The sequence below is a fragment of the Plantactinospora solaniradicis genome (genome assembly GCF_042658085.1).
GTDB classification, from domain to species: domain Bacteria; phylum Actinomycetota; class Actinomycetes; order Mycobacteriales; family Micromonosporaceae; genus Plantactinospora; species Plantactinospora solaniradicis.
In genome coordinates this window covers 429757-455868 of sequence record NZ_JBHSPR010000010.1, presented here as the reverse complement: position 1 = coordinate 455868, position 26112 = coordinate 429757, and the positions used below count along the sequence as shown (strand labels likewise).

The 26112-nt window shown below is 70.9% G+C and carries 26 protein-coding genes and 1 pseudogene; 24 read left to right on the top strand and 3 right to left on the bottom strand.

Annotation, left to right across the window (positions count from 1 at the left end):
- The 10 genes from ACFP2T_RS14555 to ACFP2T_RS14510 form a co-directional block, all read left to right on the top strand.
- Positions 1-2250 (top strand): [protein-PII] uridylyltransferase (locus tag ACFP2T_RS14555; protein WP_377421674.1); only part of this gene is annotated, 2250 nt, incomplete at its 5' end.
- 143 nt (positions 2251-2393) lie between these two features.
- Positions 2394-3383 carry an ABC transporter ATP-binding protein gene (locus ACFP2T_RS14550; RefSeq protein WP_377421672.1) on the top strand — a complete coding sequence of 330 codons (990 nt, stop codon included), beginning with the start codon at positions 2394-2396 and terminating at the stop codon, positions 3381-3383.
- On the top strand, positions 3361-4305 hold the full coding sequence (locus ACFP2T_RS14545) for an ABC transporter permease (RefSeq protein ID WP_377421671.1): 945 nt from the start codon (positions 3361-3363) through the stop codon (positions 4303-4305). Before ACFP2T_RS14550 ends, ACFP2T_RS14545 begins: the two co-directional genes overlap by 23 nt.
- A 27-nt stretch (positions 4306-4332) precedes the next feature.
- Complete coding sequence (locus tag ACFP2T_RS14540; RefSeq protein ID WP_377421669.1) at positions 4333-5499, top strand: sensor histidine kinase; 1167 nt, start codon at positions 4333-4335, stop codon at positions 5497-5499.
- Complete coding sequence (locus ACFP2T_RS14535) at positions 5496-6179, top strand: response regulator transcription factor (protein WP_377421667.1); 684 nt, start codon at positions 5496-5498, stop codon at positions 6177-6179. Before ACFP2T_RS14540 ends, ACFP2T_RS14535 begins: the two co-directional genes overlap by 4 nt.
- 170 nt (positions 6180-6349) lie before the next feature.
- On the top strand, positions 6350-7894 hold the full coding sequence (ffh, locus tag ACFP2T_RS14530) for a signal recognition particle protein (RefSeq protein WP_377421665.1): 1545 nt from the start codon (positions 6350-6352) through the stop codon (positions 7892-7894).
- Between the two features lie 131 nt (positions 7895-8025).
- Entirely contained in the window at positions 8026-8568 is a 543-nt protein-coding gene (locus ACFP2T_RS14525; RefSeq protein ID WP_377421663.1) for a Uma2 family endonuclease, read from the top strand.
- Positions 8569-8672: 104 nt separating this feature from the next.
- Positions 8673-9752 (top strand): amidohydrolase family protein, encoded by a 1080-nt coding sequence (locus tag ACFP2T_RS14520; RefSeq protein ID WP_377421661.1) that lies wholly within the window; start codon positions 8673-8675, stop codon positions 9750-9752.
- A gap of 54 nt (positions 9753-9806) precedes the next feature.
- Complete coding sequence (gene proS, locus ACFP2T_RS14515) at positions 9807-11213, top strand: proline--tRNA ligase (protein WP_377421660.1); 1407 nt, start codon at positions 9807-9809, stop codon at positions 11211-11213.
- 7 nt (positions 11214-11220) lie between these two features.
- Positions 11221-11865 carry a ribonuclease FAU-1 family protein gene (locus ACFP2T_RS14510; RefSeq protein ID WP_377421658.1) on the top strand — a complete coding sequence of 215 codons (645 nt, stop codon included), beginning with the start codon at positions 11221-11223 and terminating at the stop codon, positions 11863-11865.
- A gap of 33 nt (positions 11866-11898) precedes the next feature.
- Here ACFP2T_RS14510 and ACFP2T_RS14505 read toward each other — a convergent pair whose 3' ends face one another.
- Entirely contained in the window at positions 11899-12957 is a 1059-nt protein-coding gene (locus ACFP2T_RS14505) for a LacI family DNA-binding transcriptional regulator (RefSeq protein WP_377421656.1), read from the bottom strand.
- Positions 12958-13099: 142 nt separating this feature from the next.
- On the opposite strand from ACFP2T_RS14505, the gene ACFP2T_RS14500 reads away from it, so the two are divergent.
- From ACFP2T_RS14500 to ACFP2T_RS14440, 13 genes are all read left to right on the top strand, one after another.
- The gene (locus ACFP2T_RS14500) at positions 13100-14407 is read left to right on the top strand and encodes an extracellular solute-binding protein (RefSeq protein ID WP_377421654.1); all 1308 of its coding nucleotides are present in this window, start codon (positions 13100-13102) and stop codon (positions 14405-14407) included.
- Complete coding sequence (locus ACFP2T_RS14495; RefSeq protein ID WP_377421653.1) at positions 14404-15408, top strand: carbohydrate ABC transporter permease; 1005 nt, start codon at positions 14404-14406, stop codon at positions 15406-15408. Before ACFP2T_RS14500 ends, ACFP2T_RS14495 begins: the two co-directional genes overlap by 4 nt.
- Entirely contained in the window at positions 15405-16271 is an 867-nt protein-coding gene (locus ACFP2T_RS14490) for a carbohydrate ABC transporter permease (RefSeq protein WP_377422828.1), read from the top strand. The genes ACFP2T_RS14495 and ACFP2T_RS14490 overlap by 4 nt, the downstream gene beginning before the upstream one ends.
- A gap of 410 nt (positions 16272-16681) precedes the next feature.
- The gene (gene rpsP, locus ACFP2T_RS14485; RefSeq protein ID WP_377421652.1) at positions 16682-17167 is read left to right on the top strand and encodes a 30S ribosomal protein S16; all 486 of its coding nucleotides are present in this window, start codon (positions 16682-16684) and stop codon (positions 17165-17167) included.
- Complete coding sequence (locus ACFP2T_RS14480) at positions 17142-17402, top strand: RNA-binding protein (protein WP_199853371.1); 261 nt, start codon at positions 17142-17144, stop codon at positions 17400-17402. The genes rpsP and ACFP2T_RS14480 overlap by 26 nt, the downstream gene beginning before the upstream one ends.
- A gap of 11 nt (positions 17403-17413) precedes the next feature.
- Complete coding sequence (gene rimM / locus ACFP2T_RS14475) at positions 17414-17986, top strand: ribosome maturation factor RimM (RefSeq protein WP_377421650.1); 573 nt, start codon at positions 17414-17416, stop codon at positions 17984-17986.
- 29 nt (positions 17987-18015) lie between these two features.
- The gene (gene trmD / locus ACFP2T_RS14470; protein ID WP_377422825.1) at positions 18016-18792 is read left to right on the top strand and encodes a tRNA (guanosine(37)-N1)-methyltransferase TrmD; all 777 of its coding nucleotides are present in this window, start codon (positions 18016-18018) and stop codon (positions 18790-18792) included.
- Between the two features lie 141 nt (positions 18793-18933).
- Positions 18934-19290: a 50S ribosomal protein L19 gene (gene rplS, locus ACFP2T_RS14465; protein WP_377421648.1), complete on the top strand. Its 357-nt coding sequence runs from the start codon at positions 18934-18936 to the stop codon at positions 19288-19290.
- Positions 19291-19486: 196 nt separating this feature from the next.
- Complete coding sequence (gene lepB, locus ACFP2T_RS14460; protein ID WP_377421647.1) at positions 19487-20392, top strand: signal peptidase I; 906 nt, start codon at positions 19487-19489, stop codon at positions 20390-20392.
- Positions 20389-21036: a signal peptidase I gene (lepB, locus tag ACFP2T_RS14455; RefSeq protein ID WP_377421645.1), complete on the top strand. Its 648-nt coding sequence runs from the start codon at positions 20389-20391 to the stop codon at positions 21034-21036. Before lepB (ACFP2T_RS14460) ends, lepB (ACFP2T_RS14455) begins: the two co-directional genes overlap by 4 nt.
- Positions 21037-21101: 65 nt before the next feature.
- Complete coding sequence (locus ACFP2T_RS14450) at positions 21102-21560, top strand: NUDIX hydrolase (protein WP_377421644.1); 459 nt, start codon at positions 21102-21104, stop codon at positions 21558-21560.
- 2 nt (positions 21561-21562) lie between these two features.
- Positions 21563-22375 carry a ribonuclease HII gene (locus ACFP2T_RS14445; RefSeq protein ID WP_377421642.1) on the top strand — a complete coding sequence of 271 codons (813 nt, stop codon included), beginning with the start codon at positions 21563-21565 and terminating at the stop codon, positions 22373-22375.
- A complete protein-coding gene (locus ACFP2T_RS14440; RefSeq protein ID WP_007075222.1) occupies positions 22372-22695 on the top strand; it encodes a DUF2469 domain-containing protein in 324 nt (107 codons plus the stop codon). Before ACFP2T_RS14445 ends, ACFP2T_RS14440 begins: the two co-directional genes overlap by 4 nt.
- 73 nt (positions 22696-22768) lie before the next feature.
- Here ACFP2T_RS14440 and ACFP2T_RS14435 read toward each other — a convergent pair whose 3' ends face one another.
- A complete protein-coding gene (locus ACFP2T_RS14435) occupies positions 22769-23914 on the bottom strand; it encodes a sulfite oxidase (protein WP_377421636.1) in 1146 nt (381 codons plus the stop codon).
- A 243-nt stretch (positions 23915-24157) separates the two neighbouring features.
- On the opposite strand from ACFP2T_RS14435, the pseudogene ACFP2T_RS14430 reads away from it, so the two are divergent.
- Positions 24158-24790: pseudogene (locus ACFP2T_RS14430) on the top strand (murein hydrolase activator EnvC family protein); the annotation flags it as partial.
- Between the two features lie 70 nt (positions 24791-24860).
- On the opposite strand, the gene ACFP2T_RS14425 reads toward ACFP2T_RS14430, so the two are convergent.
- On the bottom strand, positions 24861-26051 hold the full coding sequence (locus tag ACFP2T_RS14425) for an aminotransferase class V-fold PLP-dependent enzyme (protein ID WP_377421634.1): 1191 nt from the start codon (positions 26049-26051) through the stop codon (positions 24861-24863).
- Positions 26052-26112 lie beyond the last annotated feature (61 nt).

Sequence of the window (26112 nt, the reverse complement as noted above, 5' to 3'; positions counted from 1 at the left end):
CAGCGCGCGGCGGCGCTCGACACCTGGCTGGCGGGGCTGCTGGCGACCGGCCTCCGTGAAACCGGCGCCGGACGCGAAACCGGCGTCGAACACCAAACTCCGATCGGGCCGGACGGTACGGGCCGGACGACCGTCAACGGGGTCGCCCTGATAGCCGTCGGCGGTCTCGGCCGCCGGCAGTGCGCGCCCTGCGGCGACCTCGACCTGGTCCTGGTGCACGCCGGGGTGCCCGGCATGGACGAGTTGGCCGCCGCCCTCTGGTACCCGATCTGGGACGCCCGGCTCGGCTTGGACCACTCGGTGCGGACCATCCCCGAGGCGCTCTCCGTGGCGCACGACGACGTCAAGGTCGCGCTCGGGCTGCTGGACGCCCGGCACCTGGCCGGTGACCGGGAGATCTCCGCCCAGCTCATCGCCGCCGCCGCCGACCAGTGGCGGCGTACCGCCGTCCGGGCGCTGCCGGCGCTGCGGGAGGTCACCACCTCCCGCTGGCAGGCGCACGGCGAACTGGCCTTCCTCCTCGAAGGAGACCTCAAGGAGGCCGCCGGCGGGCTGCGCGACGTCGGCCTGCTCCGGGCCATCGCCTTCGCCGGAATCAGCGACACCCTCCGCCCGGCGGTCCGGGCCGCCCACGTACGACTGCTGGACACCCGGGACGCGTTGCACGAGTCGGTCGGCCGGCGGGTGGACCGGCTGCTCGCCCAGGAACGGAGCGCCGTCGCCGCGCTGCTCGGACTGGACGACGGCGACACGCTGCTGCGCCGGGTCGCCGGTGACGCCCGTACCGTCAGCCACGCCCTGGACGACGCCTGGCGGGCCGCCGACCGGCTCCGCTCCGGCCGGCGCCGGGGCGCCGACGGCCGGCCGCTGCGTCGCCCGGTCGCCCGGGACGTCGTCGAGCAGGACGGTGAACTCGTCCTCGCCCGGACCGCCATCGGCGCCCGCCCCGATCCGAGCCTGTCACTGCGGGTCGCCGCCGCGGCGGCCAGCGCCCGGCTGCCGATCGCCCGAGCCACCTGCGAATGGCTCGCCGCCTACTGCCCGCCGCTGCCGACGCCCTGGCCACCGGCCGCCCGCGCCGCGCTGGTCACCCTGCTCGGCGCCGGCCCCGGCCTGGTCACCACCTGGGAAACCTGCGACCGGTACGGCCTGGTCGACGGCTGGCTGCCGGAGTGGCCCCGGATGCGCAGCCTGCCGCAGCACAACCCGGTGCACCGGTACACCCTGGACCGGCACCTCGTGCAGGCCGCCGCCGAGGCGACCGGGTACGCCCGCGAGGTGGACCGACCCGACCTGCTGCTGCTCGGCGCCTTCCTGCACGACGTCGGCAAGGGACTCGGCGGCGACCACAGCATCGTCGGCGCGCCGATCGCGGCCCGGATCGCGGCCCGGATCGGGCTGCCGCCCGCCGAGATCACGTTGATCGAGAAACTGGTCCGGCTGCACCTGCTGCTGCCGGAGGTGGCGACCCGGCGGGACCTCAGTGATCCGGTCACCATCGCCGGAGTCGCCGAGGCGGTGCAGGACACCACCACGTTGAGCCTGCTGCACGCGCTGGCCCGGGCCGACGCCCACGCCACCGGACCGGCCGCCTGGTCGGACTGGAAGGCCCGACTGATCGCCGAACTGGTCCGCCGGGTGCACACCCGACTCGACACCGGGGTGCTCCCCGACCCGCCGGTACCCGATCCGGCGCTGGTGGCCGGGCCGCTGCCGGCCGTACACCTCGACGGGGACCGGGTGGCGGTGGCCGCGGCGGACCGGAAGGGCCTGCTCGCGGCGGTCGCCGGTTGTCTGGCCCTGCACCGGCTGGAGGTGCTGGCCGCCGACGCGACAATGGTGGAGGAGACGGCCCTGGTCGAGTTCCTGGTCCAACCCCGCTACGGCACCCCGCCCGATCCGATCGCGCTCGCCGCCGATTTGCGCCGGGCGGTCACCGGGGACATCTCGGTCACCCAGCGGCTACGCGGCCGCGCCCTCGCCGCGAGGGGCAGCGGCGCCGCCCCCCGGGTCGTCTGGCACCGCGAAGCGGCCACCGACGCCGTCGTGCTGGAACTCCGCGCCGCCGACGCCGGCGGCCTCCTCTACCGCGTCACCAGCGCCCTCGACGAGGCCGGCGCCCAGGTCCGGGCGGCCCGGATCTCCACCCTCGGCGGCGACGTCGTCGACGCGTTCTACCTGGTCGGCGCCTGGCCCGACGACTCGGAGCGGAACCGGGTAGAGGCCGCGGTCCTCGCCGCCGCCGGCTGAGAGTGTAAGGAAGGGCCCCTTATTATCGTTTTCTGTAGAAGAAGGGCCCCTTCTTAACACCCCGGGCGTACGTCAGCGGGCGTAGGCGCGAAGCCGCTTTGGGGGTGATGGCGGCAGGGGTTGCGGCGGGGATCGTCGTGGGCATGACGGAACCATTGCGCAAGGTGGCGGGGCCGGCGGGCGGCGGACCGGCGCATCCGGTCGAGACCCGGGGCCTGACCAAGCGGTACGGCGAACTCACCGCCGTCGACGCGATCGACCTGACGGTACGGGCCGGTGAGGTGTACGGCTTCCTCGGCCCGAACGGCGCCGGCAAGACCAGCACCCTGCGGATGCTGCTCGGCCTCGTCCGGCCCACCGCCGGCACCGTCCGGTTGTTCGGCCGCTCGCCCGGCGCCCCGGGGCGCCCCCCGGTCGGTGCCCTGATCGAGGGCCCCGCCTTCTATCCGTACCTGTCCGGCGCGCAGAACCTGCGGGTGCTGGCCCGGTACGCCGGCAGCCCGCCGGACCGGATCCGGACCGTACTGGAACTGGTCGACCTGGTCGACCGGGCCGGCGACCGGTACGCGTCGTACTCGCTCGGGATGAAGCAGCGGCTCGGGGTGGCGGCGGCGCTGCTTCCCGACCCCCGGCTGCTGATCCTCGACGAACCCACGAACGGGCTCGACCCGGCCGGGATGGCCGACATGCGGACGCTGATCCGCCGACTGGGCGCAGCCGGCCGTACCGTGCTGCTCTCCAGTCACCTGCTCGGCGAGGTACAGCAGATCTGCGACCGGGTCGGCGTCGTCGCCCGGGGGCGGCTGGTGGCCGAGAGCACCGTCGCCGAGCTGCGGGGCGCGGCCACCCTGCGGGTGCTGGCGGACCCGCTGGACGCCGCCGCCGAGCGGGCCCGCGCGCTGTTGGGGCCGGACCGGGTACGGGTGGTCGACGGCGGGCTGGACCTCGCGGTCGATCCGGACCGGGCCGCCTGGATCAACGCGGAGCTGGTCGACGGCGGGGTGGCGGTCCGGGAACTGCGCCCCCGCGAACGGGACCTGGAGCAGGTGTTCTTCGAACTCACCGGTGGCGGGGACTCCGCCGCACCGGACGGACGTGTGGAGGCGGAAAATGTCGTCCCGACAGTTGGCTGAACCGGTCGCCCGGGTGGACCTGGATCCGACGGCGTCGGCGCGCCGCCGGTCCGGTGGCCTGCCCGACGTGCTGGCCGCAGAGCTCTACAAGCTGGTCCGCCGGCCCGCGAACTGGCTGCTCCTGGCGGTCGCGCTGGTACTCAGCCTGACCTTCACCTACCTGGTGCCGTACGCCGGTTATGCCGAGGGCACCGGCACCGTCGGCGGTGGTCCTGGCTCCGGCCCCGGATCCGGTCAGGTGGGCGCCGACGGTGGAGGGCTGGCCGCGCTGCTTCCGGCCGAACTGGTCGGCAACTCGATCGGTGGCCTGCCGATCTTCCTCGGCGCCATCATGCTGATCCTCGGTGTGCTGACCGTCGGCGGCGAGTACGGCTGGGGCACCTGGAAGACCCTGTTCACCCAGGGCCCGTCCCGGCTGGTCGGGTACGCCGGCAAACTGGTCGCCCTGTCCGTCGCGACCCTGGCCGCCGTGCTGGCGGTCTTCGCCGCCGGAGGGGCCGCCAGCGCCGTCATCGCCGGGGTCGAGGGGCAGCCGATGCAGTGGCCTCCGCTGGCCGAGTTGACCGTGGGGGTGGGCGCCGGCTGGCTGGTCGCCACGATGTGGGCCTGTTTCGGGGCGTTGCTGGCCGTACTGCTGCGCGGGGTGGCGCTGCCGGTCGGACTGGGCCTGGTGTGGCTGCTGGCCGTACAGAACCTGCTGGCCAGTCTCGCCGCGCCACTGCTCGACTGGGTGGCCGAGTTGCAGAAGGGGCTGCCCGGACCGAACGCCGGGTCTCTGGTGGCCGCGTTGGGGGCCGGCGCGGACACGCCCGGCGTCGAGCAGGTCGTCGGCGGCGGGCAGGCGGCATTGACCGTTGCCGGCTATCTGGTCGGCTTCGTGCTGCTGTCCGGTGCCTTCCTGCATCGCCGTGACATCCTCTGAACCAGTGGCGGGGCGCCGGTCCAGGTCGTGGACGCCGAGCTGATGGGGGGCCGCGCGATGGCGGTGCCGGGGCGTAGCCGGCCGGGGATGCTGGCCGATGTGGCGCTGGCGGTCGCGCTGTTCGCGTTGACGGTGCCGGTGACCACGGTGATCGGGGAACACCAGCCCGGGGTGGTTCCGGCGGACGGCTGGTGTTACGCCCTGATCGCGCTCTCCACGTTCGCGTTGGCGGTACGCCGCCGCTGGCCGCTGATCACCCTCGGGCTGTGCACCCTGGCCACCTCGGCGTACCTGGTGGTCGGCTACCCGTACGGGCCGATGCTGCTGAGCTATCTGATCGCCGTCTACACGGTGGCGGCGTACCTGCCGGTCCGGCGCGCGGCGGTCGGCGGTGCGGTGTCGCTGGTCGTCATGTTGGCGCACACCGTCGTGTCGATCCGTACCTCGCCGATGGGGTTGGCCGGTGTGCTACCCGGGGCGGCGTGGATCGCCGTACCCTTCGCGGTGGGTGCCACGGTCCGGTCGGGCCGGGAGACGGCCGCCCGTACCCGGATCGAACAGACCCGACGGCTGGCCGACGAGGAGCGGCTCCGGGTCGCCCAGGAGGTGCATGACGTGGTCGGGCACGGGCTCGCCGCGATCAACATGCAGGCGGAGATCGCGCTGCACCTGCTACCGACCCGCCCGGAGCAGGCGGAGACGGCGTTGACCGCGATCAGCCGTACCAGTCGGGAAGCGCTGGACGAGTTGCGGGTGACCCTGTCGGTCGTCCGCCGGGACGCCGGAACCGACCGGGCCCCGACACCCGGTCTCGACCAGGTCGCGGCGCTGACCGAGCGGCTGCACGGCACCGGTCTACCGGTCACGCTGACGGTCACCGGCGACCGGCGGACCCTGCCGGTGGCGGTCGACCTGGCCGCGTACCGGGTGGTGCAGGAGGCGCTGACCAACGTGCTGCGACACGCGGGCGCCGCCACCGCGACCGTCCGGATCGGATACCTGCCCGCCGAGGTGACGATCGAGGTCATCGATACCGGGCGGGGCGGGCCGGGGGTGGCGGGTCCGGGCGCGGGCCACGGGCTGACCGGGATGCGGGAACGGGTCGAGGCCCTCGGCGGCGCCCTGGAGGTCGGTCCGCGTTCCGGTGGCGGGTTCCGGGTCTTCGTCCGGCTGCCCGCGGAGCCCCGGGGATGACCGGGACCGAGACCGGGCCGCCGCCGATCGGGGTGCTGATCGCGGACGACCAGGATCTGGTCCGGCTCGGCCTGCGCACCCTGGTGGAGAGCGAGCCGGACCTGCGGGTGGTTGGGGAGGCGGCGGACGGCCTGGGTGCGGTCGAACTGGCCCGGCGCGAGCGTCCCGACGTGGTGCTGATGGACGTCCGGATGCCGGGGATCGACGGCATCGAGGCGACCCGGAGGATCGTCGCGGATCCGGACCTGACCGGCACCCGGGTCGTCGTGCTGACCACCTTCGAGATCGACGCGTACGTCTTCGACGCGCTGCGACACGGTGCCAGCGGCTTCCTGATCAAGGACACTCGGCCGGTCGAACTGCTCCGGGCGATCCGGTTGGTGGCCGGGGGCGAGGCGCTGCTGTCCCCGTCGGTGACCCGCCGGGTGGTCCGGGAGTTCGCCACCCGGCCGTCCCGGGTGCTCCGGCCGCACCCGCAACTGGACACCCTGACCGAGCGGGAGCGGCAGATCGTCGGCCTGGTCGGCGAGGGCCTCAGCAATGCCGAGATCGCCGCCCAGTTGCTGGTCAGCCCGGCCACCGCCCGTACCCACGTCAGCCGGGCGATGATCAAGCTGGGCGCCCGGGACCGCGCCCAGTTGGTCGTTTTCGCCTACCAGTCCGGGCTGGTCGAGCTCTGAACCGACCGGCGGACCGACGGTGCGGGCAGCGGTACGGCCGTCTCGACTTGGTCCCGGGCTCGGCGGCCCGGAAGCGCCGGGTGGAGTGGGCGGCTACCCTTGCCATGGCCGGGCACCCGTGGTTCGGCCACGTCATGCTCGGGTGAATACGACAAACGGGATGCTGCGCCGTGTTTGATACTTTGAGTGACCGCCTGTCCGGGATCTTCACGAAGCTGCGTGGCAAGGGCCGGCTCACCGACGCCGACATCGACGCCACCGCTCGGGAGATCCGGCTGGCGCTGCTGGAGGCCGATGTCGCCCTGCCCGTGGTCAAGGGTTTCATCGCCAGCATCAAGGAGCGGGCGCGCGGCGCCGAGGTGTCGCAGGCGCTGAACCCGGCCCAGCAGGTCATCAAGATCGTTCACGAGGAACTCGTCGGTGTGCTCGGTGGCGAGGGCCGCCGGTTGCAGTTCGCCAAGCAGCCGCCCACCGTGATCATGCTCGCCGGCCTCCAGGGCTCCGGTAAGACGACCCTGGCCGGCAAGCTGGCCGGTTGGCTCAAGGGACAGGGGCACCAGCCGCTCCTGGTCGCCGCCGACCTCCAGCGTCCGAACGCGGTCGGTCAGTTGCAGGTGCTCGGTGGCCGAGCCGGGGTGGAGGTCTACGCGCCGGAGCCCGGCAACGGCGTCGGTGACCCGGTCCAGGTCGCCAAGGCGTCGATCGAGCACGCCCGTCGCGCCGCCCGGGACATCGTCATCGTCGACACCGCCGGCCGGCTCGGCATCGACGCCGAGATGATGGCGCAGGCCGCCGCCATCCGGGACGCGGTCGACCCCGACGAGGTCATCTTCGTCATCGACGCGATGGTCGGACAGGACGCGGTACGGACCGCCGAGGCGTTCCGGGACGGCGTAGGCATCACCGGCGTGGTGCTGTCCAAGCTCGACGGCGACGCCCGGGGTGGTGCCGCGCTCTCGGTACGCCAGGTCACCGGACAGCCGATCCTGTTCGCGTCCACCGGCGAGAAGCTGACCGACTTCGACGTCTTCCACCCGGACCGGATGGCCAGCCGGATCCTGGGCATGGGCGACGTGCTGACCCTGATCGAGCAGGCGGAGCAGGCCTTCGACGCCGATCAGAAAGAAAAGATGACCGCCAAGCTCATGGGCGGCGAGCAGTTCACCCTGGAGGACTTCCTCGACCAGTTGATCGCGGTCCGCCGGATGGGTCCGATCGCCAACGTGCTGGCGATGATGCCCGGGATGGGGCAGATGAAGGACCAGTTGGCCGAGGTCGACGACAGTCACTTCGACAAGGTCACCGCGATCATCCGGTCGATGACGCCGGGTGAGCGGACCAACCCGAAGATCATCAACGGGTCCCGGCGCGCCCGGATCGCCAACGGCTCCGGGGTGACCGTGATGGACGTCAACCAACTGCTCAACCGCTTCACCGAGGCGCAGAAGATGATGAAGCAGATGGGCGGCATGATGGGCCTGCCGGGCGGCCGGCGGAAGGCGACCAAGTCGCCGAAGAACAAGCGCAAGGGGACCAAGGGCGGCGGCCGGCCCCGGGTCGGCGGCGGCCCGGCCGGCGGTTTCCCGGCCGGCATGCCGCAGCTTCCGCCGGGGATGGACCCGTCGGCGCTGCCGGGTGGCCAGGGCCTGCCGCCGGGATTCAAGCTGCCGAAGCTCGACTTCAACAAGCTCACCAAGCGCCCGAACGAGAAGTGACCGGAGCGGGTGTGGGCGCGGTCGTCGGGAACGACAGGGACAGCGAGCGATAGCCTGAGCGCGTAGGGTGACGGCAGTTTTCGGGAGGGAGCGGTCATGACCGCGACGCCGATGCTGCCGGAGCGGCAGGAGTGGACGGTCGACGACCTCGGCGAGCTGCCGAGGGACCTTCCGTACGAACTGATCAACGGAAGGTTGATCCTGCCGTCCCCACACACCTGCACCAGGACCTCTGTGTCGAGATCTTGCTCGCGCTGCGCGCGAACTGCCCACCGGAGTACGTGGTGAGCATCGACCTCTCGATGAAGGTGAACCGGCGCAACGAGCCCCGGCCCGACGTGGTGGCGCTGCGGCCCGACCACGTCGCACGCAGCCCCGTTCCGGTCGAGGACGCGGTCCTCGCGGTCGAGGTGGTCTCGCCCGACTTCACCTTCCGCGACATGTACGACAAGGCCCGGGTCTACGCCCACGCGGGCGTGCCGACGTACTGGGTCGTCGATCCGCTGCACGAGCGGATGACGCTCACCGAAATGGTCCTGGGGCCCGCCGGTGAGTACGAACCGGCCGTGCACACCGACGACGTCTTCAGCACCGAGCGGCCCTGGAAGGTGACGGTCGACCTGCCGGCGCTCACCGCCCGTTGGGCCGGCCTGCGCGGGCACGCCGAGGGGTAGGGGTGCGGCGCCGAGTCCTGAATCGTGGGGTGCGGCGCTGGCGTCGGCTCGTGAATCGCGGGGCGCGACGGCTGGCCGGGGCGTGATCCGGTAGGAATGTGCGCATGGCGCTGCATGTGCGAGGGGTCGTGCTCCCCGACGACGAGGTTCGTGACCTGTGGCTGGTGGGTGACCGGATCACCTTCGCCCCGGTCGCCGGCGCGGTCACCATCGCCGATCGGGGCTTCGTACTGCCGGGTCTGGTCGACGCGCACTGCCACCCGGGAATCGCCCCGGGCGCGGTGCCGATCGGCTCACTCGACCAGGCCCGCGAACTGGCCCTGATCGACCGGGACGCCGGAGTGCTGACGATCCGGGACGCCGGCTCCCCGTACCCGTATCCGGAGTTGGAGGACGAGCCGGAGCTGCCTCGGCTGGTCCGGGCCGGTCAGCACATCGCGCCGCCGAAGCGGTACCTCCGGGACATCGCGGTGGAGGTCGAGGCCGTCGACGTACCGGCCACGGTGACCGCGCAGGCCCGAGCGGGCAACGGCTGGGTGAAGCTGGTCGGGGACTGGATCGACCGGGGCCTCGGCGACCTGGCGCCGTCCTGGGACCCGGCCACCATGGTCGCGGCGGTGGATGCCGCGCACGCGGCCGGGGTCCGGGCCGCGGTGCACACGTTCTCCGAGGCGGCGGTCGAGATCATGGTGCGGGCCGGGGTGGACTCGGTGGAGCACGGGACCGGGGTGAGCCTCGACCTCGTCGACGAGATGGCCCGACGCGGCACGGCGTTGGTGCCCACCATGATCAACATTGACACCTTCGGCGGCATCGCCGAACAGGCCCGGGGCAGGTTCCCCGGATATGCCGAGCACATGCTGGCGCTCCGCGACGGCTTCCCGGCGGTGGTCCGGGCCGCGTACGAGGCCGGGGTGCCGATCTACGTCGGCACCGACGCCGGCGGCGGCATCGGGCACGGGCTGGCGGCCCGGGAAATGCTCCTGCTGCACGAGCGCGCCGGAATGTCCACCACGGATGTCCTGGCGGCGGCCTCCTGGCGGGCCCGGGAGTGGCTCGGGTTCCCCGGGCTGGTCGAGGGCGGCCTCGCCGACCTCGTCGTGTACGGCTCCGACCCCCGGGCCGACCTGCGGGTCGTCCAGGCACCGGATCGGATCGTGTTGCGCGGCCGGGTGGTGCGCTGACCCCGGCCGCCCCGCAGGGTCGTGCGCCGGCACCGGCGCCTAAGATGTGCCCTCATGGCACGCGTGCTCACTCCCCGTGCGGAGGACTTCCCCCGCTGGTACCAGGACCTGATCGCCAAGGCGCAGCTCGCCGACAACGGGCCGGTGCGGGGGACCATGGTCATCCGACCGGCCGGCTACGCCATCTGGGAACGGATGCAGGCGGAGATGGACGGCCGGATCAAGGTGGCCGGCGCGGAGAACGCGTACTTCCCGCTGTTCATCCCCGAGAGCTACCTGCGCCGGGAGGCGCAGCACGTGGAGGGGTTCTCTCCCGAACTCGCGGTGGTCACCCACGGTGGCGGCAAGCAGCTCGCCGAGCCGATCGTGGTCCGGCCGACCAGTGAGACGGTGATCGGCGAGTTCATGGCCAAGTGGGTCGACTCCTACCGCGACCTGCCACTGCTGCTCAACCAGTGGGCCAACGTGGTGCGCTGGGAACTGCGCCCCCGGGTCTTCCTGCGGACCACCGAGTTCCTGTGGCAGGAGGGCCACACCGCGCACGCCGACGAGGCCGACGCGCGGGCGTACGCCCGGAAGATCCTGCACGAGGTGTACGAGGACTTCATGGTCAACGTGCTCGGCATTCCGGTGCTGGTCGGGCTGAAGACCGCTCGGGAGCGGTTCGCCGGTGCCACCCGTACCTACACCCTCGAAGGGATGATGGGCGACGGCAAGGCGCTGCAGATGGGCACCTCGCACGAGCTGGGGCAGAACTTCGCCCGCGCCTTCGACATCACGTACACCTCGGCCGAGCGCGCCGTCGAGCACGCCTGGACCACGTCCTGGGGCAGCTCCACCCGGATGCTCGGTGGGCTGATCATGGCGCACGGCGACGACAACGGGCTGCGGGTGCCGCCCCGCCTCGCGCCGATCCAGGCGTACGTGATGGTGGTCAAGGCCGGCGACGGCGTGACCGAGGCCGCCACCAAGCTCCGCGACGCGCTGCGCGACGCCGGGGTCCGGGTCGGCTTCGACGACCGGGTCGACACCCCGTTCGGCCGCCGGGCCGTCGACGCCGAGCTCAAGGGCTATCCGGTACGCGTCGAGGTCGGCCCCCGCGACCTCGCCGCCGGTAACGCGGTGCTGGTGCGTCGGACCGGCGGCTCGAAGACCCCGGTTCCGGTGGCGGACGTGGTGTCGGCGGTACTCGCCGCGCTCGACGCCGACCAGCGGACGCTGCACGACGAGGCGCTGGCGCTGCGCGAGTCGCGTACCGCGTCGGTGAACACCCTGGACGAGGCGATCGAGGCGGCCGGTGCGGGCTGGGCGCTGGTGCCGTGGTCGGCGGTCGGGGCCGAGGGCGAGGCGAAGGCGAACGCCCAGGCCGTCACGGTGCGCTGCCTGCGCCGCGCCGACGGCTCGGTGCCGGACTCGGAGGACGAGCCGGAGCTGACCGCCATCCTGGCCCGCTCCTACTGACCGCCGGATGCGTTTTCCACGGGGGCGTGTCGTCCTGCACCGCAACGTCCGGCGCGGGCGGATCGGCTGGGTCCGCCCGGCCCGGGTGGTCAGCGACGACGATCGTGGCCTGCTGCTCTGGATCGCCCGGAACACGCCCGTGGCCAGCGAGGTCACCGAGGACGGCCGTGGCATGCGGGCCCTGCCGTTCACCGAATGGGTGACCTCGGCGTACCGGCTGCACGTCGCGACCTGGAACGGTCCGCCGCTGTTGAAGTTTCTGCCGGCCGGGGCGAACCACTCGGTCTGGTTCTTCCGGGACGCCGACGACCGGTTCGCCAACTGGTACGTCAACCTGGAGGAGCACGGTGTCCGCTGGGACGACGGCGAGGTGGCCGGCGTCGACGTGGTGGACCAGGACCTCGACGTGGTGGTCTGGCCGGACCACACCTGGGAGTGGAAGGACGAGGGGGAGTTCGCCGAGCGGCTCGCCCTGCCGGAGCACTACTGGGTGCCGGACGCCTCGGCCGTGCGGGCCGAGGGGGAGCGGGTGATCAAGCTGGCCGAGGCCGGCGAGTTCCCGTTCGACGGCACCTGGTGTGACGTCGTACCCGACCCCGACTGGACCGTGCCGACGCTGCCGCCCGGCTGGGACCGCCCGCCCGTGCGCTGAACCACCGCCCGCCGGCGCGGTTCGACGAGTTGTTCAGCCGCCCGTCGACGCGGTGCGGTTGGACAGCGGCAGACTCCGCTGCCGGTCCGGGGCGTAGGGGCGGCAGGACGCGCGGATGACCAGCTCGGTGGGGAGCCGGATGTGCGTGTCGCGCTCGACGCCGCCGATCAGGTCGATGAGCAGCCGCAACGCCTGGGCGCCCATGCGTTGCAGGGGTTGCATGATCGTCGTCAGCGGCGGGTTGACCAGCGCCGACTCCGGGACGTTGTCGAAGCCGATCACGGACAGATCGTCGGGCACCCTGAGACCCATGCTCCGGGCGACGTCGAGGGTGGAGATCGCGGAGAGGTCGTTTCCCGCGAAGACCGCGGTCGGCCGGTCGGGGAGCGCGAGCAGCTCCGCGGCCGTACCGGCGGCGCCCTCGATCTTGAACCCGCCGACGCGTACCAGCCGCTCGTCCACCGGGACGTCGGCGTCGGCCATGGCCTTGCGGAAGCCCGCCTCGCGCAGGCGTGCCGACTCGAGGTCGGGACGTCCGCTGATGTGCCCGATCCGGCGGTGGCCGAGCGACAGCAGGTAGTTGGTCGCGAGCATGGCGCCGGCGAAGTTGTCGGAATCGACGGTGGGCAGGCCGGACGGGCCCGTGTGGGGGTCGACGGCGACGACGTGGAAGCCCTGCTTGGTTTCGACCACGGTCGGCGTGACGATCACGGCCCCGTCGATGAGCGTTCCGGACAGGCGTGCCAGCGACCGTCGTTCCCAGCCGATGGCCGCGATGTCGCCGTCGCCGCCGGAGTAGGCCAGCAGCTGGTAGCCGGTTCCGGCGACCTCCCTGGACGCCCCCTTGAGTAGCTCGGTCGAGAACGGCTCGAACTCGGCGACCAGAATGCCCAGCACATTGGTCCGGTGACTGCGCAGACTCTGTGCCCCGAGGCTGACCTCGTACCCGAGTTCCCGGATGACCTGTTGGACGCGTTCCACGGTCGCCTGGGCGACGCCGTACCTACCATTGATCACCTTGGATACGGTCGCCACGGAGACGCCGGCCGCACGGGCCACGTCCGACATCTTGACACGCTGCGGAAACGCCACGCCGACGATGATAGAGGTCTACCAGAACCCCGTCGCAGGGGAGTCGAAACCGTTATCGACAACGGTTGACACCACGTTACCTGGCTGTAAAACTCGCCGTTCAGGTTGAAGTACCGCGACTGCCTAGTCGAGGAGACATTCGATGCCGATCAAGCGCCGTACGGGCGCCGTCTTTGCGCTGTTGACGACCAGCGCACTCCTTGCCGCCGGATGTGGCGGTGGTGACGGTGATACGCCCGCTGAAGAAGAGCTGTACAAGAATCCGGTGACCCTGAGTTGGTGGCACAACGCCTCCCAGGACGGGCCCGGCAAGACCTACTGGGAGAAGGTCGCCAAGGACTTCTCCGCCCTCCACCCGACGGTCACGATCCAGATCGAGGCGATCGAGACCAACCAGCTCCAGCGCACCCGGCTCCCTGCCGCACTCCTGACCAGCGACCCGCCGGACATCTTCCAGGCGTGGGGCGGTGGCGAGATCCGCGAGCAGGTGGAGGCCGACTACCTCAAGGACATCACCGACCAGGTCAAGACGGAAGTTGCCAACATCGGCAGCGCCACCGAGATCTGGGCGGTGGACGGCAAGCAGTACGGCCTGCCGTACCGGATGGGCATCGAAGGCATCTGGTACAACAAGGACATGTTCGAGCGGGCGGGCATCTCCGCTCCGCCGACCACGTTCGAGGAGCTCAACACCGCGGTCACGAAGCTCAAGGCCATCAACGTCGTCCCGATCGCCCTCGGTGCCGGTGACAAGTGGCCGGCCGCGCACTGGTGGTACAACTTCGCGCTGCGCGCCTGCTCGGTCGACACCCTGAAGAAGGCCTCCGTCGAGACCGTCTTCGACGACCCCTGCTTCGTCAAGGCCGGCCAGGACCTGAAGACCTTCATCGACTCCAAGCCGTTCCAGCCCAACTTCATCGCCACCCCGGGCCAGAACGACCCGACCAGCGCCAACGGCATGCTCGCCAACGGCAAGGCCGCGATGGAGCTGATGGGTGACTGGAACAAGGGCACCCTGGAGACCGTCGCCGAGGACAAGGCGGCCCTCGCCAAGTTCCTCGGCTGGTTCCCGGTGCCGGCGATCTCCAACTCGGCGGGTGACCCGAAGGCGGCCCTCGGCGGTGGCGACGGATTCGCCTGTGCCAAGAACGCCCCGGCCGAGTGCGTCGAGTTCCTCAAGTACATCGTGAGCCCCGAGGTGCAGAAGGCGTACGCCGAGACCGGCACCGGTCTGCCCGTCGCCAAGGGCGCGGAGTCCGGGGTCGCGGACCCCTCCCTGAAGTCCATCCTGGAAGCCACGTCCAGCGCGACCTACGTACAGCTCTGGTTGGACACGGCCTTCGGTAGCACCGTCGGCAACGCGATGAACGACGCGATCGTCGCCATCTTCGCTGGCAGCGGCACCCCTGAGAAGGTCGTCGACGCTATGAAGGCAGCCGCACGCAAGTGACCTCCATCAATCCAACCCTGAATCCCGCCGGCGGCGCGTCCGCGCCGCCGGCGGGCCTCCGGCCCGCCCGGCGACAGCCGTTCTCCCGCGCGGCCGAGAGACGACGCAAGTGGTACGAGATCATCGGGCTCACGACGCCGGCGGTCATCGTCTACGTGATGTTCGTGCTGGTGCCGATGGGCTTCGCGGTCTACTACAGCCTCTTCCGGTGGCGTGGGGTCGGCCCGCCCACCGAGTTCGTCGGCCTCGACAACTACACCCTCGCCTTTCAGGACCCGATCTTCCTCGACGCGCTGCGCAACAATGCGATCATCGTGGTCGGGTCGCTGCTGATCCAGGGCCCCATCGCGCTGGCCGTGGCCCTGCTGCTCAACCGTCGCTTCCGCGGGCGCACCGCGTTCCGGCTGCTGGTGTTCGTGCCCTACGTGCTCGCCGAGGTCACCGTCGGCATCATGTGGAAGCTGATCCTGACCGACGGCGGGACCGTCGACGCGCTGCTGCGGTCGCTGGGACTGGGCAGTCTGGTGCAGGCGTGGCTCGCCGACCTCGATGTCGTCATCTGGACGTTGCTCTTCGTCCTCACCTGGAAGTACGTCGGCTTCGCCATCATCCTCCTGCTCGCCGGCCTGTCGAACGTGCCGCACGAGCTGACCGAGGCCGCCGAGATCGACGGCGCGAGCTGGTGGCAGATCCAACGCCACATCACGCTCCCGCTGCTGGGCCCGACGATCCGGATCTGGATGTTCCTGTCGATGATCGGTTCACTCCAGGTCTTCGACGTGATCTGGGTGACCTCGGTGCCCTCGGTGCGGTCGCTCGGCGCGTCGGCCACCATGGCGACGTACATGGTGGACAACGGCTTCTTCGCCCGGCTGTGGGGCTACGGCAACGCGGTGGCCGTGATCCTGTTCGTCATCTCCTTCGTGGCGGCGCTGCTGTTCCAGCGTTTCCTCCTCCGTCGCGACATCGAGGGTGCCATCACCACCAGAAGGGTGAACTGACCGTGGCCGCGAACGCTGTCCTGCCTCCGCCGTCCAAGCGCCGCACGGCGTCGTGGGGTAGTCCGCTCACCTACGCGCTGGCGCTCGCGATCGCGGCCGTGTCGATCTCCCCGGTGGTCTACGTGATCGTCGGCGGTTTCCGCACCACCCCGTCGATCGTCGCGAACCCGGCCGGGCTGCCCGACCCGTGGGTTCTCGACAACTACATCCGGGTGCTGACGCAGAGCGACTTCTGGGGGCAGGCGTTCAACAGTGCGGTGATCGCCCTGGGTACGACGCTCGCCGTCGTGGTGCTCGGGGTCTGTGCGGCGTTCGTGCTCGCCCGGTACACCTTCCGGGGGCGTGAGGCGCTCTACACCTTCTTCACGCTTGGCCTGCTCTTTCCGGCCGGTGCGGCGATCCTGCCGCTTTACCTCATGCTGCGCGATTTGAACCTGGTCAATTCCTACCTCGCGGTGATCCTTCCGCAGGTCGCCTTCGCGTTGCCGCTCACGATCGTGATCCTGCGCCCCTTCCTGGCCGCCATCCCCCGCGAGTTGGAGGATGCCGCCGCGATCGACGGCACGGGCCGGCTCGGCTTCCTCTGGCTCATCGTGCTGCCGCTGTCGAGGCCCGCGCTCGTCACGGTCGGGATCCTCGCATTCGTGGCGAGTTGGAACGCATTCCTCCTGCCGTTGCTCGTGCTCAGCGACGCCAGTCTGCACACCCTGCCGCTGGGTGTGCAGAACTTCTCCAGCCAGTACACCTCCGACACGGCGGGAATCCTCGCCTTCACGTCGCTGGCGATGCTGCCGGCGCTGCTGTTCTTCACGCTCGCCGAGAAGCAGATCGTCGGTGGCCTGCAGGGCGCGATCAAGGGCTGAGTGGCAGCGGTACGAGCGCGACGCGGGCCGACCCGGCACGGCCGGAAGGCGCGCGGTGTCCAGCGGGGCCGGGACCGGCATGGAGGGGTCCGGACCATGACCGACGGGACGGGCGGGACGACGGGGCGCATCTCACCCGGTCGCCCGCCCGGTCCCGTCGATGCCGCCGCGCGCCCCGTGGCTGTGGGGGTTACAGCCGGACGTGCCGATTCCGCCGGCCGGTGTGAGGTCTCGGGGCCGGGTCTGGCAGAATAGGTCGCTGGTATCCGGCACACGTCAGGCGCCCTCTAACCCGGGCGTGTCGCCAGTCCATCGAGCAGTCTCCGGCCCAACCCCACTGTGCCGGTTGGCTCTCACCCGCGCACCGCCCGTTCCGGGCTGGTGAGAATCGCAACAGGAGCGAACACACTGTGGCCGTAAAGATCCGGCTCCTGCGGATGGGTAAGATCCGCAACCCGCAATACCGCATTGTCGTCGCCGACTCGCGTACGAAGCGTGACGGCCGGGCGATCGAGTTCGTCGGGATCTACCAGCCGAAGGAAGATCCTTCGATTATCGAGGTCAAGTCGGACCGGGTGCAGCACTGGCTCTCCGTCGGCGCCCAGCCGAGCGAGGCCGTCCAGCGGCTGCTGGAGAAGACCGGCGACTGGCAGAAGTTCAAGGGCCTGCCGGCCCCGCCGCCGCTGCTGGTCGCGCCCGAGCGGGCCGACCGCAAGGCGGCCTACGAGGCCGAGGCGAAGGCCGCGGCCGGGCTGACCGAGGCGACCAAGCCGGCGAAGAAGGCGGGCAAGGCGGCACCTGCCAAGGCTGAGGCTCCCGCCAAGGCCGAGGCTCCCGCCGAGGCCCCGGCGAAGACCGAGGAGCAGGCCGGTGCGGACTCCGGCGAGCAGGCCTGACGTGGCGCTCCGGCCAGCGCTTGAGCACCTGGTCAAGGGCATCGTCGATCATCCGGACGACGTACGGGTCCGGATGGTCGACTCCCGGCGGGGCAAGCGCCTGGAGGTACGCGTCCACCCCGAGGACCTGGGCACGGTGATCGGCCGCTCCGGCCGTACCGCGAAGGCGCTGCGCCAGGTGATCGGGTCGATCGGCGGGCGCGGGGTACGGGTCGACATCGTCGACTCGTACTGATTCCGGTCACGATGCTCCTCGTCGTCGGCCGGATCGGCCGTCCGCACGGTATCCGCGGTGAGGTGACCGTGGAGGTGCGGACCGACGATCCCGAAGCACGGTTCGCCGTCGGGACGGTGTTGCGCACCGACCCGGCGGCGGAATCCGGCACCAGGGCGCCCGCCGCCTCACCGGTCACCGATCATGGCGAACTGGTACGCGTACCCGAGTCGCTGCGCATCGAGGCGGTCCGCTGGCACCAGGGCCGGCTGTTGATCTGCTTCGACGGGGTGTACGACCGGGACGTGGCCGAGGCGCTGCGCGGCACCCTGCTCGTGGTGGACAGCGCGGAGCTGTCGGCACCGACCGACCCGGACGAGTTCAACGATCATCAGTTGGTCGGCCTCGCCGTGGTCACGACGTCCGGTGAGTCGCTCGGCGAGGTGGCCCGGATCGACCACGCTCCCGCCTCGGACCTGCTGGTGCTACGCCGCCCGGAGGGACGTACGGCGTTGATCCCGTTCGTCAAGGCGATCGTTCCGGAGGTGGACCTGGCCGGCGGCCGGGTGGTGGTCGACCCACCGGCCGGGCTGCTCGACCTGTGAGCCGGCCTGGAGAGGTCACGGCGGCCCTGATGCGGGTCGACGTGGTCTCGATCTTCCCGGAGTACCTCGCTCCACTGGATCTCTCCCTGATCGGCCGGGCCCGCGCGTCCGGGGTGCTCGACCTTGCCGTGCACGACCTGCGGACCTGGACCCACGACGTCCATCGGACGGTCGACGACACGCCGTACGGCGGTGGGCCGGGGATGGTCATGCGTCCCGAGCCGTGGGGGGAGGCCCTGGACGCGCTGGTTCCGGTCGAGGAGGATCCGCCGCCCCGACTCGTGGTGCCGAGCCCGGCCGGGGTGCCGTTCCGGCAGGCGCTGGCGCACGAGTGGGCGGCCGAGTCCCATCTGATCTTCGCCTGCGGCCGGTACGAGGGGATCGACCAGCGGGTGCTGGAGCATGCCGCGACCCGGATGCCGGTGACCGAGGTGTCGCTGGGTGACTACGTGCTCTTCGGCGGCGAGGTCGCGGTTCTCGTGATCATGGAGGCGGTGACCCGGCTGCTTCCCGGCGTGCTGGGCAACGCCGACTCGCTCGCCGAGGAGTCACACGCGCACGGGCTGCTGGAGGCGCCGGTCTACACCAAGCCGCCGGGTTGGCGTGGTCACGACGTACCGGAGATCCTGCGGTCGGGTGACCACGGCCGGATCGCCCGGTGGCGGCGGGACCAGGCGCTGATCCGGACCGCCCGGCGGCGGCCCGACATGCTCGCCGCGCTGGCCGCGACGGACCTGGACAAACGGGACGTCGCCGCGTTGGCCGGGGCCGGATTTCAGCCACCGGCCGACGATATGGCAAAGTAGGGGGGTTGCCGCAGTCGCCCGTGCCACGGACGACTGCGAGGATCTCCGCCCGGACTCCGATCCAGGGTTCCACCGTGGGGATCAGAATCACCCATCCGCGCGCCGACGCCCGGTGCGCCGTGAGCTATCAAGGATGCAGCGATGAACACCCTGGACGCCCTCGACGCCCAGTCGCAGCGCACCGACGTGCCCGACTTCCGGGCCGGTGACACCGTCAAGGTGCACGCCCGAGTTATCGAGGGCAGCCGTTCCCGGGTGCAGATCTTCGAGGGTGTCGTGATCCGGCGCCACGGAGCGGCCCTGCGGGAGACCTTCACCGTACGCAAGATCAGCTTTGGGGTCGGGGTCGAGCGGACCTACCCGATCAACAGCCCGGGTATCGACCGGATCGAGGTCATCGTCCGCGGTGACGTGCGCCGGGCCAAGCTCTACTACCTGCGTGAGCTGCGTGGCAAGAAGGCCAAGATCAAGGAGAAGCGCGAGAAGCGGGTCAGCTGACCCCTGACTGACCACGCCGACGCCAATCGCGGGGTGCCGTCGGTGTCGATCGCGGCTACTCTGGCCGCACGGGCAGACGCGAGACGCGGCAACCCCGGCTTCCACCGGGGTTGCGGGTCACCCCCGCGCTACCGCTCGCGACTGCTGTCATCCAGGGACTGGATGACAGCGCTGTATCTCGGGACCGGGAGATGCGTTGGTGCGTAGGGTGGACGAAGAGGGCGACATCGAACCATGGAGTCGCCGGGCCCGGCGCTCGCGCCGTACGCGTAAGCAGATGCCGCTGTGGCAGGAGCTACCGCTGCTGCTCGTCGTGGCCTTCTGTCTTGCGGTTCTGATCCGCACCTTCCTTCTCCAGGCGTTCTTCATCCCCTCGGGGTCCATGGAGGACACCCTGCTGATCGGCGACCGGGTCCTGGTCAACAAGATCGTGTACGACATTCGGGATCCGGCCCGCGGCGAGATCGTGGTGTTCCGGGGTACGGACGCCTGGGCGCCGCAGGTCACCGACGAGCCGGAGCCCGGATTCGTCGCCAAGCTCGGGCGCACCATCGGCGATCTCGTCGGGGTGAGTCGTCCGGGCGAGAAGGACTTCATCAAACGGGTCATCGGAGTCCCCGGGGACCGGGTGCAGTGCTGCGACGACCAGGGCCGGGTAACCGTCAACGGTGCCCCGCTCGACGAGCCGTACGTCCTGGAGAACTCCCCAGTGGATGTACCGCCGAACAGCCAGGAGTGTCGGTCCCGCCGGTTCGCCGAGGTGGTCGTGCCGCCCGGGCAGTTGTTCGTGATGGGCGACCACCGGCTGGTGTCACAGGACGCGAGATGCCAGGGGCCGGTGCCGATCGAAAACGTCATCGGCCGGGCCTTCGTGATCGTCTGGCCGTTCGGTAACTGGACCTCGTTGCCGGTGCCGGAGACATTCGACGAACTGCCGAGACCCGTTGCCGCGCCCGCACCGGGCGAGTCGTCCGGCGGTACCCCACAAAACACCGCAAACACGGGAGATATAGCAATTGCTATGCCAATCCTGGGCACTCTACTCGTTACCGCGCGTTCCCGACGCTCTCCTGGGACTCGGCATCGTAGGCTCCACCCGTGATTGACGAGCAGACCGACCAGTCCAAGCCCCGCAGTTCGTTCTGGCGGGAACTACCCATCCTGCTGGGCGTGGCGATTCTGGTCGCGGTGCTGGTACGGGCGTTCGTGCTGCAGACGTTTTACATTCCGTCGCCGTCGATGGAGCACACTCTCGACATCTACGATCGGGTGCTCGTCAACAAGCTCGTCTACGATTTCCGGTCGCCGCACCGGGGCGAGATCGTGGTCTTCAAGGCGCCGACCCAGTGGACGGGTAATCCGAAGGGTGAGGACTTCATCAAGCGGGTGATCGGCGTCGGTGGTGACCGGGTGGTCTGCTGCGACCCGGAGGACCGCCTGATGATCAACGGGCAGTCGCTCGACGAGCCGTACATCTTCACGGAGAACGGCGTCCAGGACCCGGCCGCGGACGAGGAGTTCGACATCACGGTGCCGGCCGGCCGGCTGTGGGTGATGGGCGACCACCGCTCCGCCTCGGGCGACTCGCTGGAGCACTGGCAGCAGAGCCGGCAGAACATCGAGCTCGCGACCATACCGGAGGATTCCGTGGTGGGCCGCGCCTTCACCGTCTTCTGGCCGGTCGGCCGGGCCACCTGGCTCTCCGTGCCGAAGTCCTACGGCGCCATTCCGAACCCCCAGGGCTGACCGGAGACCGGTGGCGGCCCGCCCGGCGACAGCGCGGCCACCGACGGCGCGGCTAGGCTGACCGGGTGACCGTGTTCAGCCCTCGCCAGGCCGCCCGGATCCTCCTGCTCGACGCCGCCGGTCGGGTACTGCTGTTCCGGGGCTGGGACCCGGCCCGGCCCGAGCACCGGTACTGGTTCACCCCCGGCGGTGGCCTCGACCCGGACGAGACGCCGGTGGCGGGTGCCGTCCGGGAACTGGCCGAGGAGACCGGGCTGCGGGTCACCCCCGAGGAGTTGGGTGAACCCGTCTGGCGGGAGGTGACGGAGTTCACCTTCGCCGGCCAGTGGTACCGGCAGGAGCAGCAGTTCTTCCTCGTCCGGGTCCCCGCCTGGGAGGTGGACACGGCCGGGTTCGACCAGATCGAGCGTGAGACCATTGACGTCCACCGCTGGTGGACGATGGACGAGTTGGCCCGTACGCGGGAGCGGTTCTATCCGACCGATCTGCCCGAGGTGCTACGCCGGGCGCTGGAGAGCGAGTAGCGGTGCTGACCCCACCCCGTACGGTGATCCGCCGCGAAGGCGGTATCTATGCCATGGAACGCGCGCTGCGGCGCCGTGGTTTCCGGTACGTCGCCGGCGCTGACGAGGCGGGGCGAGGGGCCTGTGCCGGCCCGCTCGTGGCCGCCGCGGCGGTACTTCCCGAGGGCCGGCGCGGTGAGATCGACGGTCTGACCGACTCGAAACTGCTCACCCCGGCCGCGCGGGAACGGATCTACGCCGAGGTGGTCGCCCGGGCCATGGCGTACGCCGTGGTGATCATCCCCGCCGTGGAGGTGGACGCCCGGGGGCTGCACGTCTGCAACGTGGCGGCCATGCGTCGGGCGCTGGCCTCGCTCGCGGTCCCCCCGGAGTACGTGCTGACCGACGGGTTCGGCGTGGACGGGCTGGGCGTGCCGGGGCTGGCGGTGTGGAAGGGGGACCAGGTCGCCGCCTGTGTCGCGGCGGCGAGCGTGCTGGCAAAGGTCACCCGCGACCGGATCATGGTCGAACTCGACGACGAACACCCCGGGTACGGGTTCGCCGAACACAAGGGATACATCACCGCCGAGCACAGCGCCGCGCTGGAGCTTCACGGTCCGTGTCCGGAACATCGCTTCTCGTACGTCAATGTCGCCACCGTCTCCGGTCGGGCCGGCAACCCTCCGCGTTCGCGGCGGCCGGCGCACCTGGGCGGAATCGAGTCGATGGCGCGGGCGGGCCGGGCAGGGAGTACCGTCGGCGTGGCGTTGGGCGAGCGGCTTCGGCCGTCAGCGTTGGTGGGGGAAGATGTGGCCATGGAAGGCGGAGTGGGATGAGCGCGGAAGATCTCGAGAAGTACGAGACCGAGATGGAGCTGCAGCTCTATCGGGAGTACCGCGACATCGTTCGCCAGTTCTCCTACGTAGTGGAGACCGAGCGGCGCTTCTACCTGGCAAACCAGGTTGATCTGCACGTGCGGAACTCCGATGGAGAGGTCTACTTCGAGGTCGAGATGCACGATGCCTGGGTATGGGACATGTACCGCCCGGCGCGTTTCGTCAAGAATGTCCGAGTAATGACGTTCAAAGACGTCAACGTCGAAGAACTCGAAAAGCCGGACATCTCTCTTCCTGCGGATTCCGGATTCGGCGGCTGATCGTTCGGCGGCCGTGGGTGGGTGGACAGGTAGGTAGCGGTCGGCCGCCGGGAAGCGGCCGGAGGCCCGCGACTTATTGATCTTCGGGTACCACGACCTCCACCCGCTGGACGAGATTGTTCGCGAACCCGCCCCGATTCCACGGCGGATCGACCGGCTGGACCCGTCCCGACGCGTCCGTGGCCCGCGCGCCGAGCGTGTACCGGCCGGGGGTCGCCGTCCACTCGTACCGCCAGCGACGCCAGGCCCAGCGCTCGTCGACCGTCGACCCACCCGGCACCCGCCGATCGGCCGACTCGGCCGGGTCGAGGGTGGCGGCGCTCCAACTGGCCCCGCCGTCGGTGGTCACCTCGACCGCCGTCACCGGAGCATGGCCCGACCAGGCCCGGCCCTCCACGGTGCACGGTCCTGGCCGCAGCACCCGAACCCGCGACATGAAGTCCGGAAACCCGGGAGGCTGCACCAGCGCCCGGGGCTCGATCCGGGTCACCGGCACCCCCGGGTCGTCGGCGTCGGCGCGAAGTCGGTACGCGACCGCGTTCTGATAGCCGTCGAATTCGCGGTCCAGCACACTGATCCGGGTCAACCACTTGACGTGCGCCATGCCGTACCAGCCGGGCACCACCAGGCGCAGCGGTGCGCCGTGCTGCGGCAGCAACGGGGCCCCGTTCATCTCGTACGCCAGCAGTACCTCGTCGCGCAGCGCATCGGAGAGCGGCAGTCCGCGCTGGTAGTCCTGCTCGATCCCGCGCTCCACCCCGTGGTCGGCGCCGGTGAAGACCACATCCACCGCGTCCGACCCGAGCCCGGCCTCGCGGAGCAGGGGCGCCAGTGGGGTGCCCGTCCACTCGGCGGTGCCGACCGCCTCCGACAGCCACGGTTGGCTGACCGGCCGGGGCGTCAGGAGCGCCCGGCCGTTCCCGGCACACTCCAGGGTGACCCGGCGGGTCACCCGGGGGCGCTCCCGCAGGGCGGCCAGGTCGAGCGCGAGCGGCCGGTCGACCCGACCGTCGATGGTCAGGACATGCCGCTCCGCGTCCAGGGCCGGGATGTCGTAGTGGATGAGCAGGTAGTGCAGACCCACCGGCGTGACGTCGTAGCGCAGGGCCTCCAGCGGTAGGGCATGGTTGCGGGCGGCCAGCCCCAGCTCCTCGATGCTGATGCCCTCGTCGGGCTCCGCGAGCCGGGCGGGTCGGCTGACATCGTCCACTGTGCTCATCGCCGCTCCTCGCGCTGGTGACGGGCTGGTCCCCGCTCCGGCTGTCCAGCCTAGGCGAGCACGCCGGCCAGCCCGATTCCGGTCCATGCCAGGGCGTCGGGACCCGTTCCGGCGGTTCCTTCCCGGACGTGCCGTATCAGATCATCGGGCTTCCTGGGCGTTTTTCCACAGCGGGGGGAGTTGTGCACAGATCCGGGTCCGGGTGATTGCGGCGCAGGCCGGGCGAGGCGACGCTGCGAAACCATGAGAAGGACATGGCACCGTCGGACAGTCGCGTTTCCGCTGTCGCTGTTGTCGCTGCTGTCGCTGTTTCCACTGTTGTCGGTTCTGGCCGGGTCGTCGGTCCAGGCCCGGGAGTCGCGGGGAGCGGCTGTCCCGGCCGGTAGGGCGGTTGTGGGAGGCGCCGGCGTCGTCCGGCCGGTGGTGGCCGAGCCCCGTCAGGCCGAGCCCCGTCAGGCGGCGTCGGTGCGGACCGAGTTCCGCTGGCCGCTGGACGGCACCCCACGGGTGGTACGCCGGTTCGACCCTCCACCACAGCCGTGGCAGCGAGGACACCGGGGCGTCGATCTCGCCGCGCCCTCCGGAGCCGTGGTCCGCGCCGCCGGGCCGGGGGTGGTGCACTTCGCCGGCATGGTCGCCGGCCGTCCGGTGGTCAGCGTCTCGCACGCCGACGGGCTGCGCACCACCTACGAGCCGGTGCGTTCCGCCGTCGTGACCGGCGATCAGGTCGGGTCCGGAGATCCGCTCGGCGTACTCCTGGCCGGGCATCCGGGCTGCGTCGGGGCGGCCTGCCTGCACTGGGGGCTGCGCCGGGGAGACGAATACCTCGATCCGCTCCTGCTGCTGGGGCTCGGCAGGGTCCGGCTGCTGCCGGTCACGTCCGTCCTGTCGGTCGCGGTCGGGACGCCGGTCGCGGTCGGGATCCCGGTCGCGGTGGGGGTGCCGGTCAGGACAGGGTGGCGAGCAGGGCCGGTAGGCGTTCGGCGAGCCGCTCGTACTCCTCCGCCCGGTTGTAGACCTGGCCGGACAGCCGCAGCCACCCTCGGCCCTGCCAGGGGTTGATGGCGACCTCCGCCCCGAGTTCGTCGCCGACCCGCTGCCGTAGCGCCATGGCATCGTCGATCGTGCTGGCCGTACCGGCGGGCAACGGGAGCAGTCGCATCGCGACCGTCGGCCCACCGGGGTGGAGCAGATCGGCCGGCGCTATGCCGAGGGCCTGGCCGACCACCCACTGCCCGTACGCGGCCATTGCCGCGTTGTGCGCCTGGACCCGTTCGAGCCCGAGCGTACGAAGCGTGAACAGTCCCACCGGCGCGGCGAGCCATGCGGTGTAGTCGAGCGTCGCCTGCCACTCGACCCGGGTGGGGAAACCGGCGTCCTCGTACCAGGAGACGGCCAGCGGCTCGATTCGGTCCCGCCAGCGGGGTGCCACCACCAGTGCCGCCGTGCCGCGCGGTGCGTATCCCCACTTGTGCAGGTTGCCGACCCAGAAGTCCGCGCCGATCGTGTCGACCGGCAACGGCAGCATGCCGGGTGCGTGTGCCCCGTCGACCAGCACCGGAACGCCTCGTTCCCGGGCCACCGCCACGATCGCCGAGGCTGGGAACAACCGGGCCGTCGCCGAGGTGAGCTGGTCGACGATGAGCAATTTGGTGCGGCCGGCACGGATGCCGCTCCGTACGATCTCGATGACCTCCGCGTCGGTCGCCTCCAGCGGCACCGGCAGGGTGCGGCGGACCGCTCCGGTGCGGCGGACCTCCCGATCGACGGCGAGGGCGAACGAGCCGTACCCGTGATCCGTGCAGACCACCTCGTCGCCGGGCTCCAGGCGCAGCGATTGCAGGACGATGGCGGCGCCGATGGTGACGTTGCCGATCAGCGCGGTTCCGTCCGGGTCGGCGCCGAGGAAGCCGGCCAGGTGCCGCCGAGCATGGGTGATCCGATCGACCAGTCCACGGTTGAAGAACCGCATCGGATTGGCCTCGGTCTCGTCCCGCAGCCGCTGCTGGGTTCGTTGAACCCCGATCGGGACCGCGCCGTACGAGCCGTGATTGAGATGGGCGACGCCCGGGTCCAGGGAGAACAGGAGTCGGGCGCCGGGGATCGGAACGGGCGGCTGCGGCCCGGCGGCGCTCATCGAATGATCGTATCCCGGTACGGACCGGGGGTCCGGCCGGAACATGACTTCCCGGCCGTCG

Excerpts from the sequence above, each read along its gene's own strand:
- ACFP2T_RS14550 (WP_377421672.1), top strand. The coding sequence starts at position 2,394 with ATGACGGAACCATTGCGCAAGGTGGCGGGGCCGGCGGGCGGCGGACCG.
- ACFP2T_RS14545 (WP_377421671.1), top strand. The coding sequence starts at position 3,361 with ATGTCGTCCCGACAGTTGGCTGAACCGGTCGCCCGGGTGGACCTGGAT.
- ACFP2T_RS14535 (WP_377421667.1), top strand. The coding sequence starts at position 5,496 with ATGACCGGGACCGAGACCGGGCCGCCGCCGATCGGGGTGCTGATCGCG.
- ACFP2T_RS14520 (WP_377421661.1), top strand. The coding sequence starts at position 8,673 with ATGGCGCTGCATGTGCGAGGGGTCGTGCTCCCCGACGACGAGGTTCGT.
- proS (WP_377421660.1), top strand. The coding sequence starts at position 9,807 with ATGGCACGCGTGCTCACTCCCCGTGCGGAGGACTTCCCCCGCTGGTAC.
- ACFP2T_RS14510 (WP_377421658.1), top strand. The coding sequence starts at position 11,221 with ATGCGTTTTCCACGGGGGCGTGTCGTCCTGCACCGCAACGTCCGGCGC.
- ACFP2T_RS14500 (WP_377421654.1), top strand. The coding sequence starts at position 13,100 with ATGCCGATCAAGCGCCGTACGGGCGCCGTCTTTGCGCTGTTGACGACC.
- rimM (WP_377421650.1), top strand. The coding sequence starts at position 17,414 with ATGCTCCTCGTCGTCGGCCGGATCGGCCGTCCGCACGGTATCCGCGGT.
- trmD (WP_377422825.1), top strand. The coding sequence starts at position 18,016 with ATGCGGGTCGACGTGGTCTCGATCTTCCCGGAGTACCTCGCTCCACTG.
- rplS (WP_377421648.1), top strand. The coding sequence starts at position 18,934 with ATGAACACCCTGGACGCCCTCGACGCCCAGTCGCAGCGCACCGACGTG.
- ACFP2T_RS14440 (WP_007075222.1), top strand. The coding sequence starts at position 22,372 with ATGAGCGCGGAAGATCTCGAGAAGTACGAGACCGAGATGGAGCTGCAG.
- ACFP2T_RS14435 (WP_377421636.1), bottom strand. The coding sequence starts at position 23,914 with ATGAGCACAGTGGACGATGTCAGCCGACCCGCCCGGCTCGCGGAGCCC.
- ACFP2T_RS14425 (WP_377421634.1), bottom strand. The coding sequence starts at position 26,051 with ATGAGCGCCGCCGGGCCGCAGCCGCCCGTTCCGATCCCCGGCGCCCGA.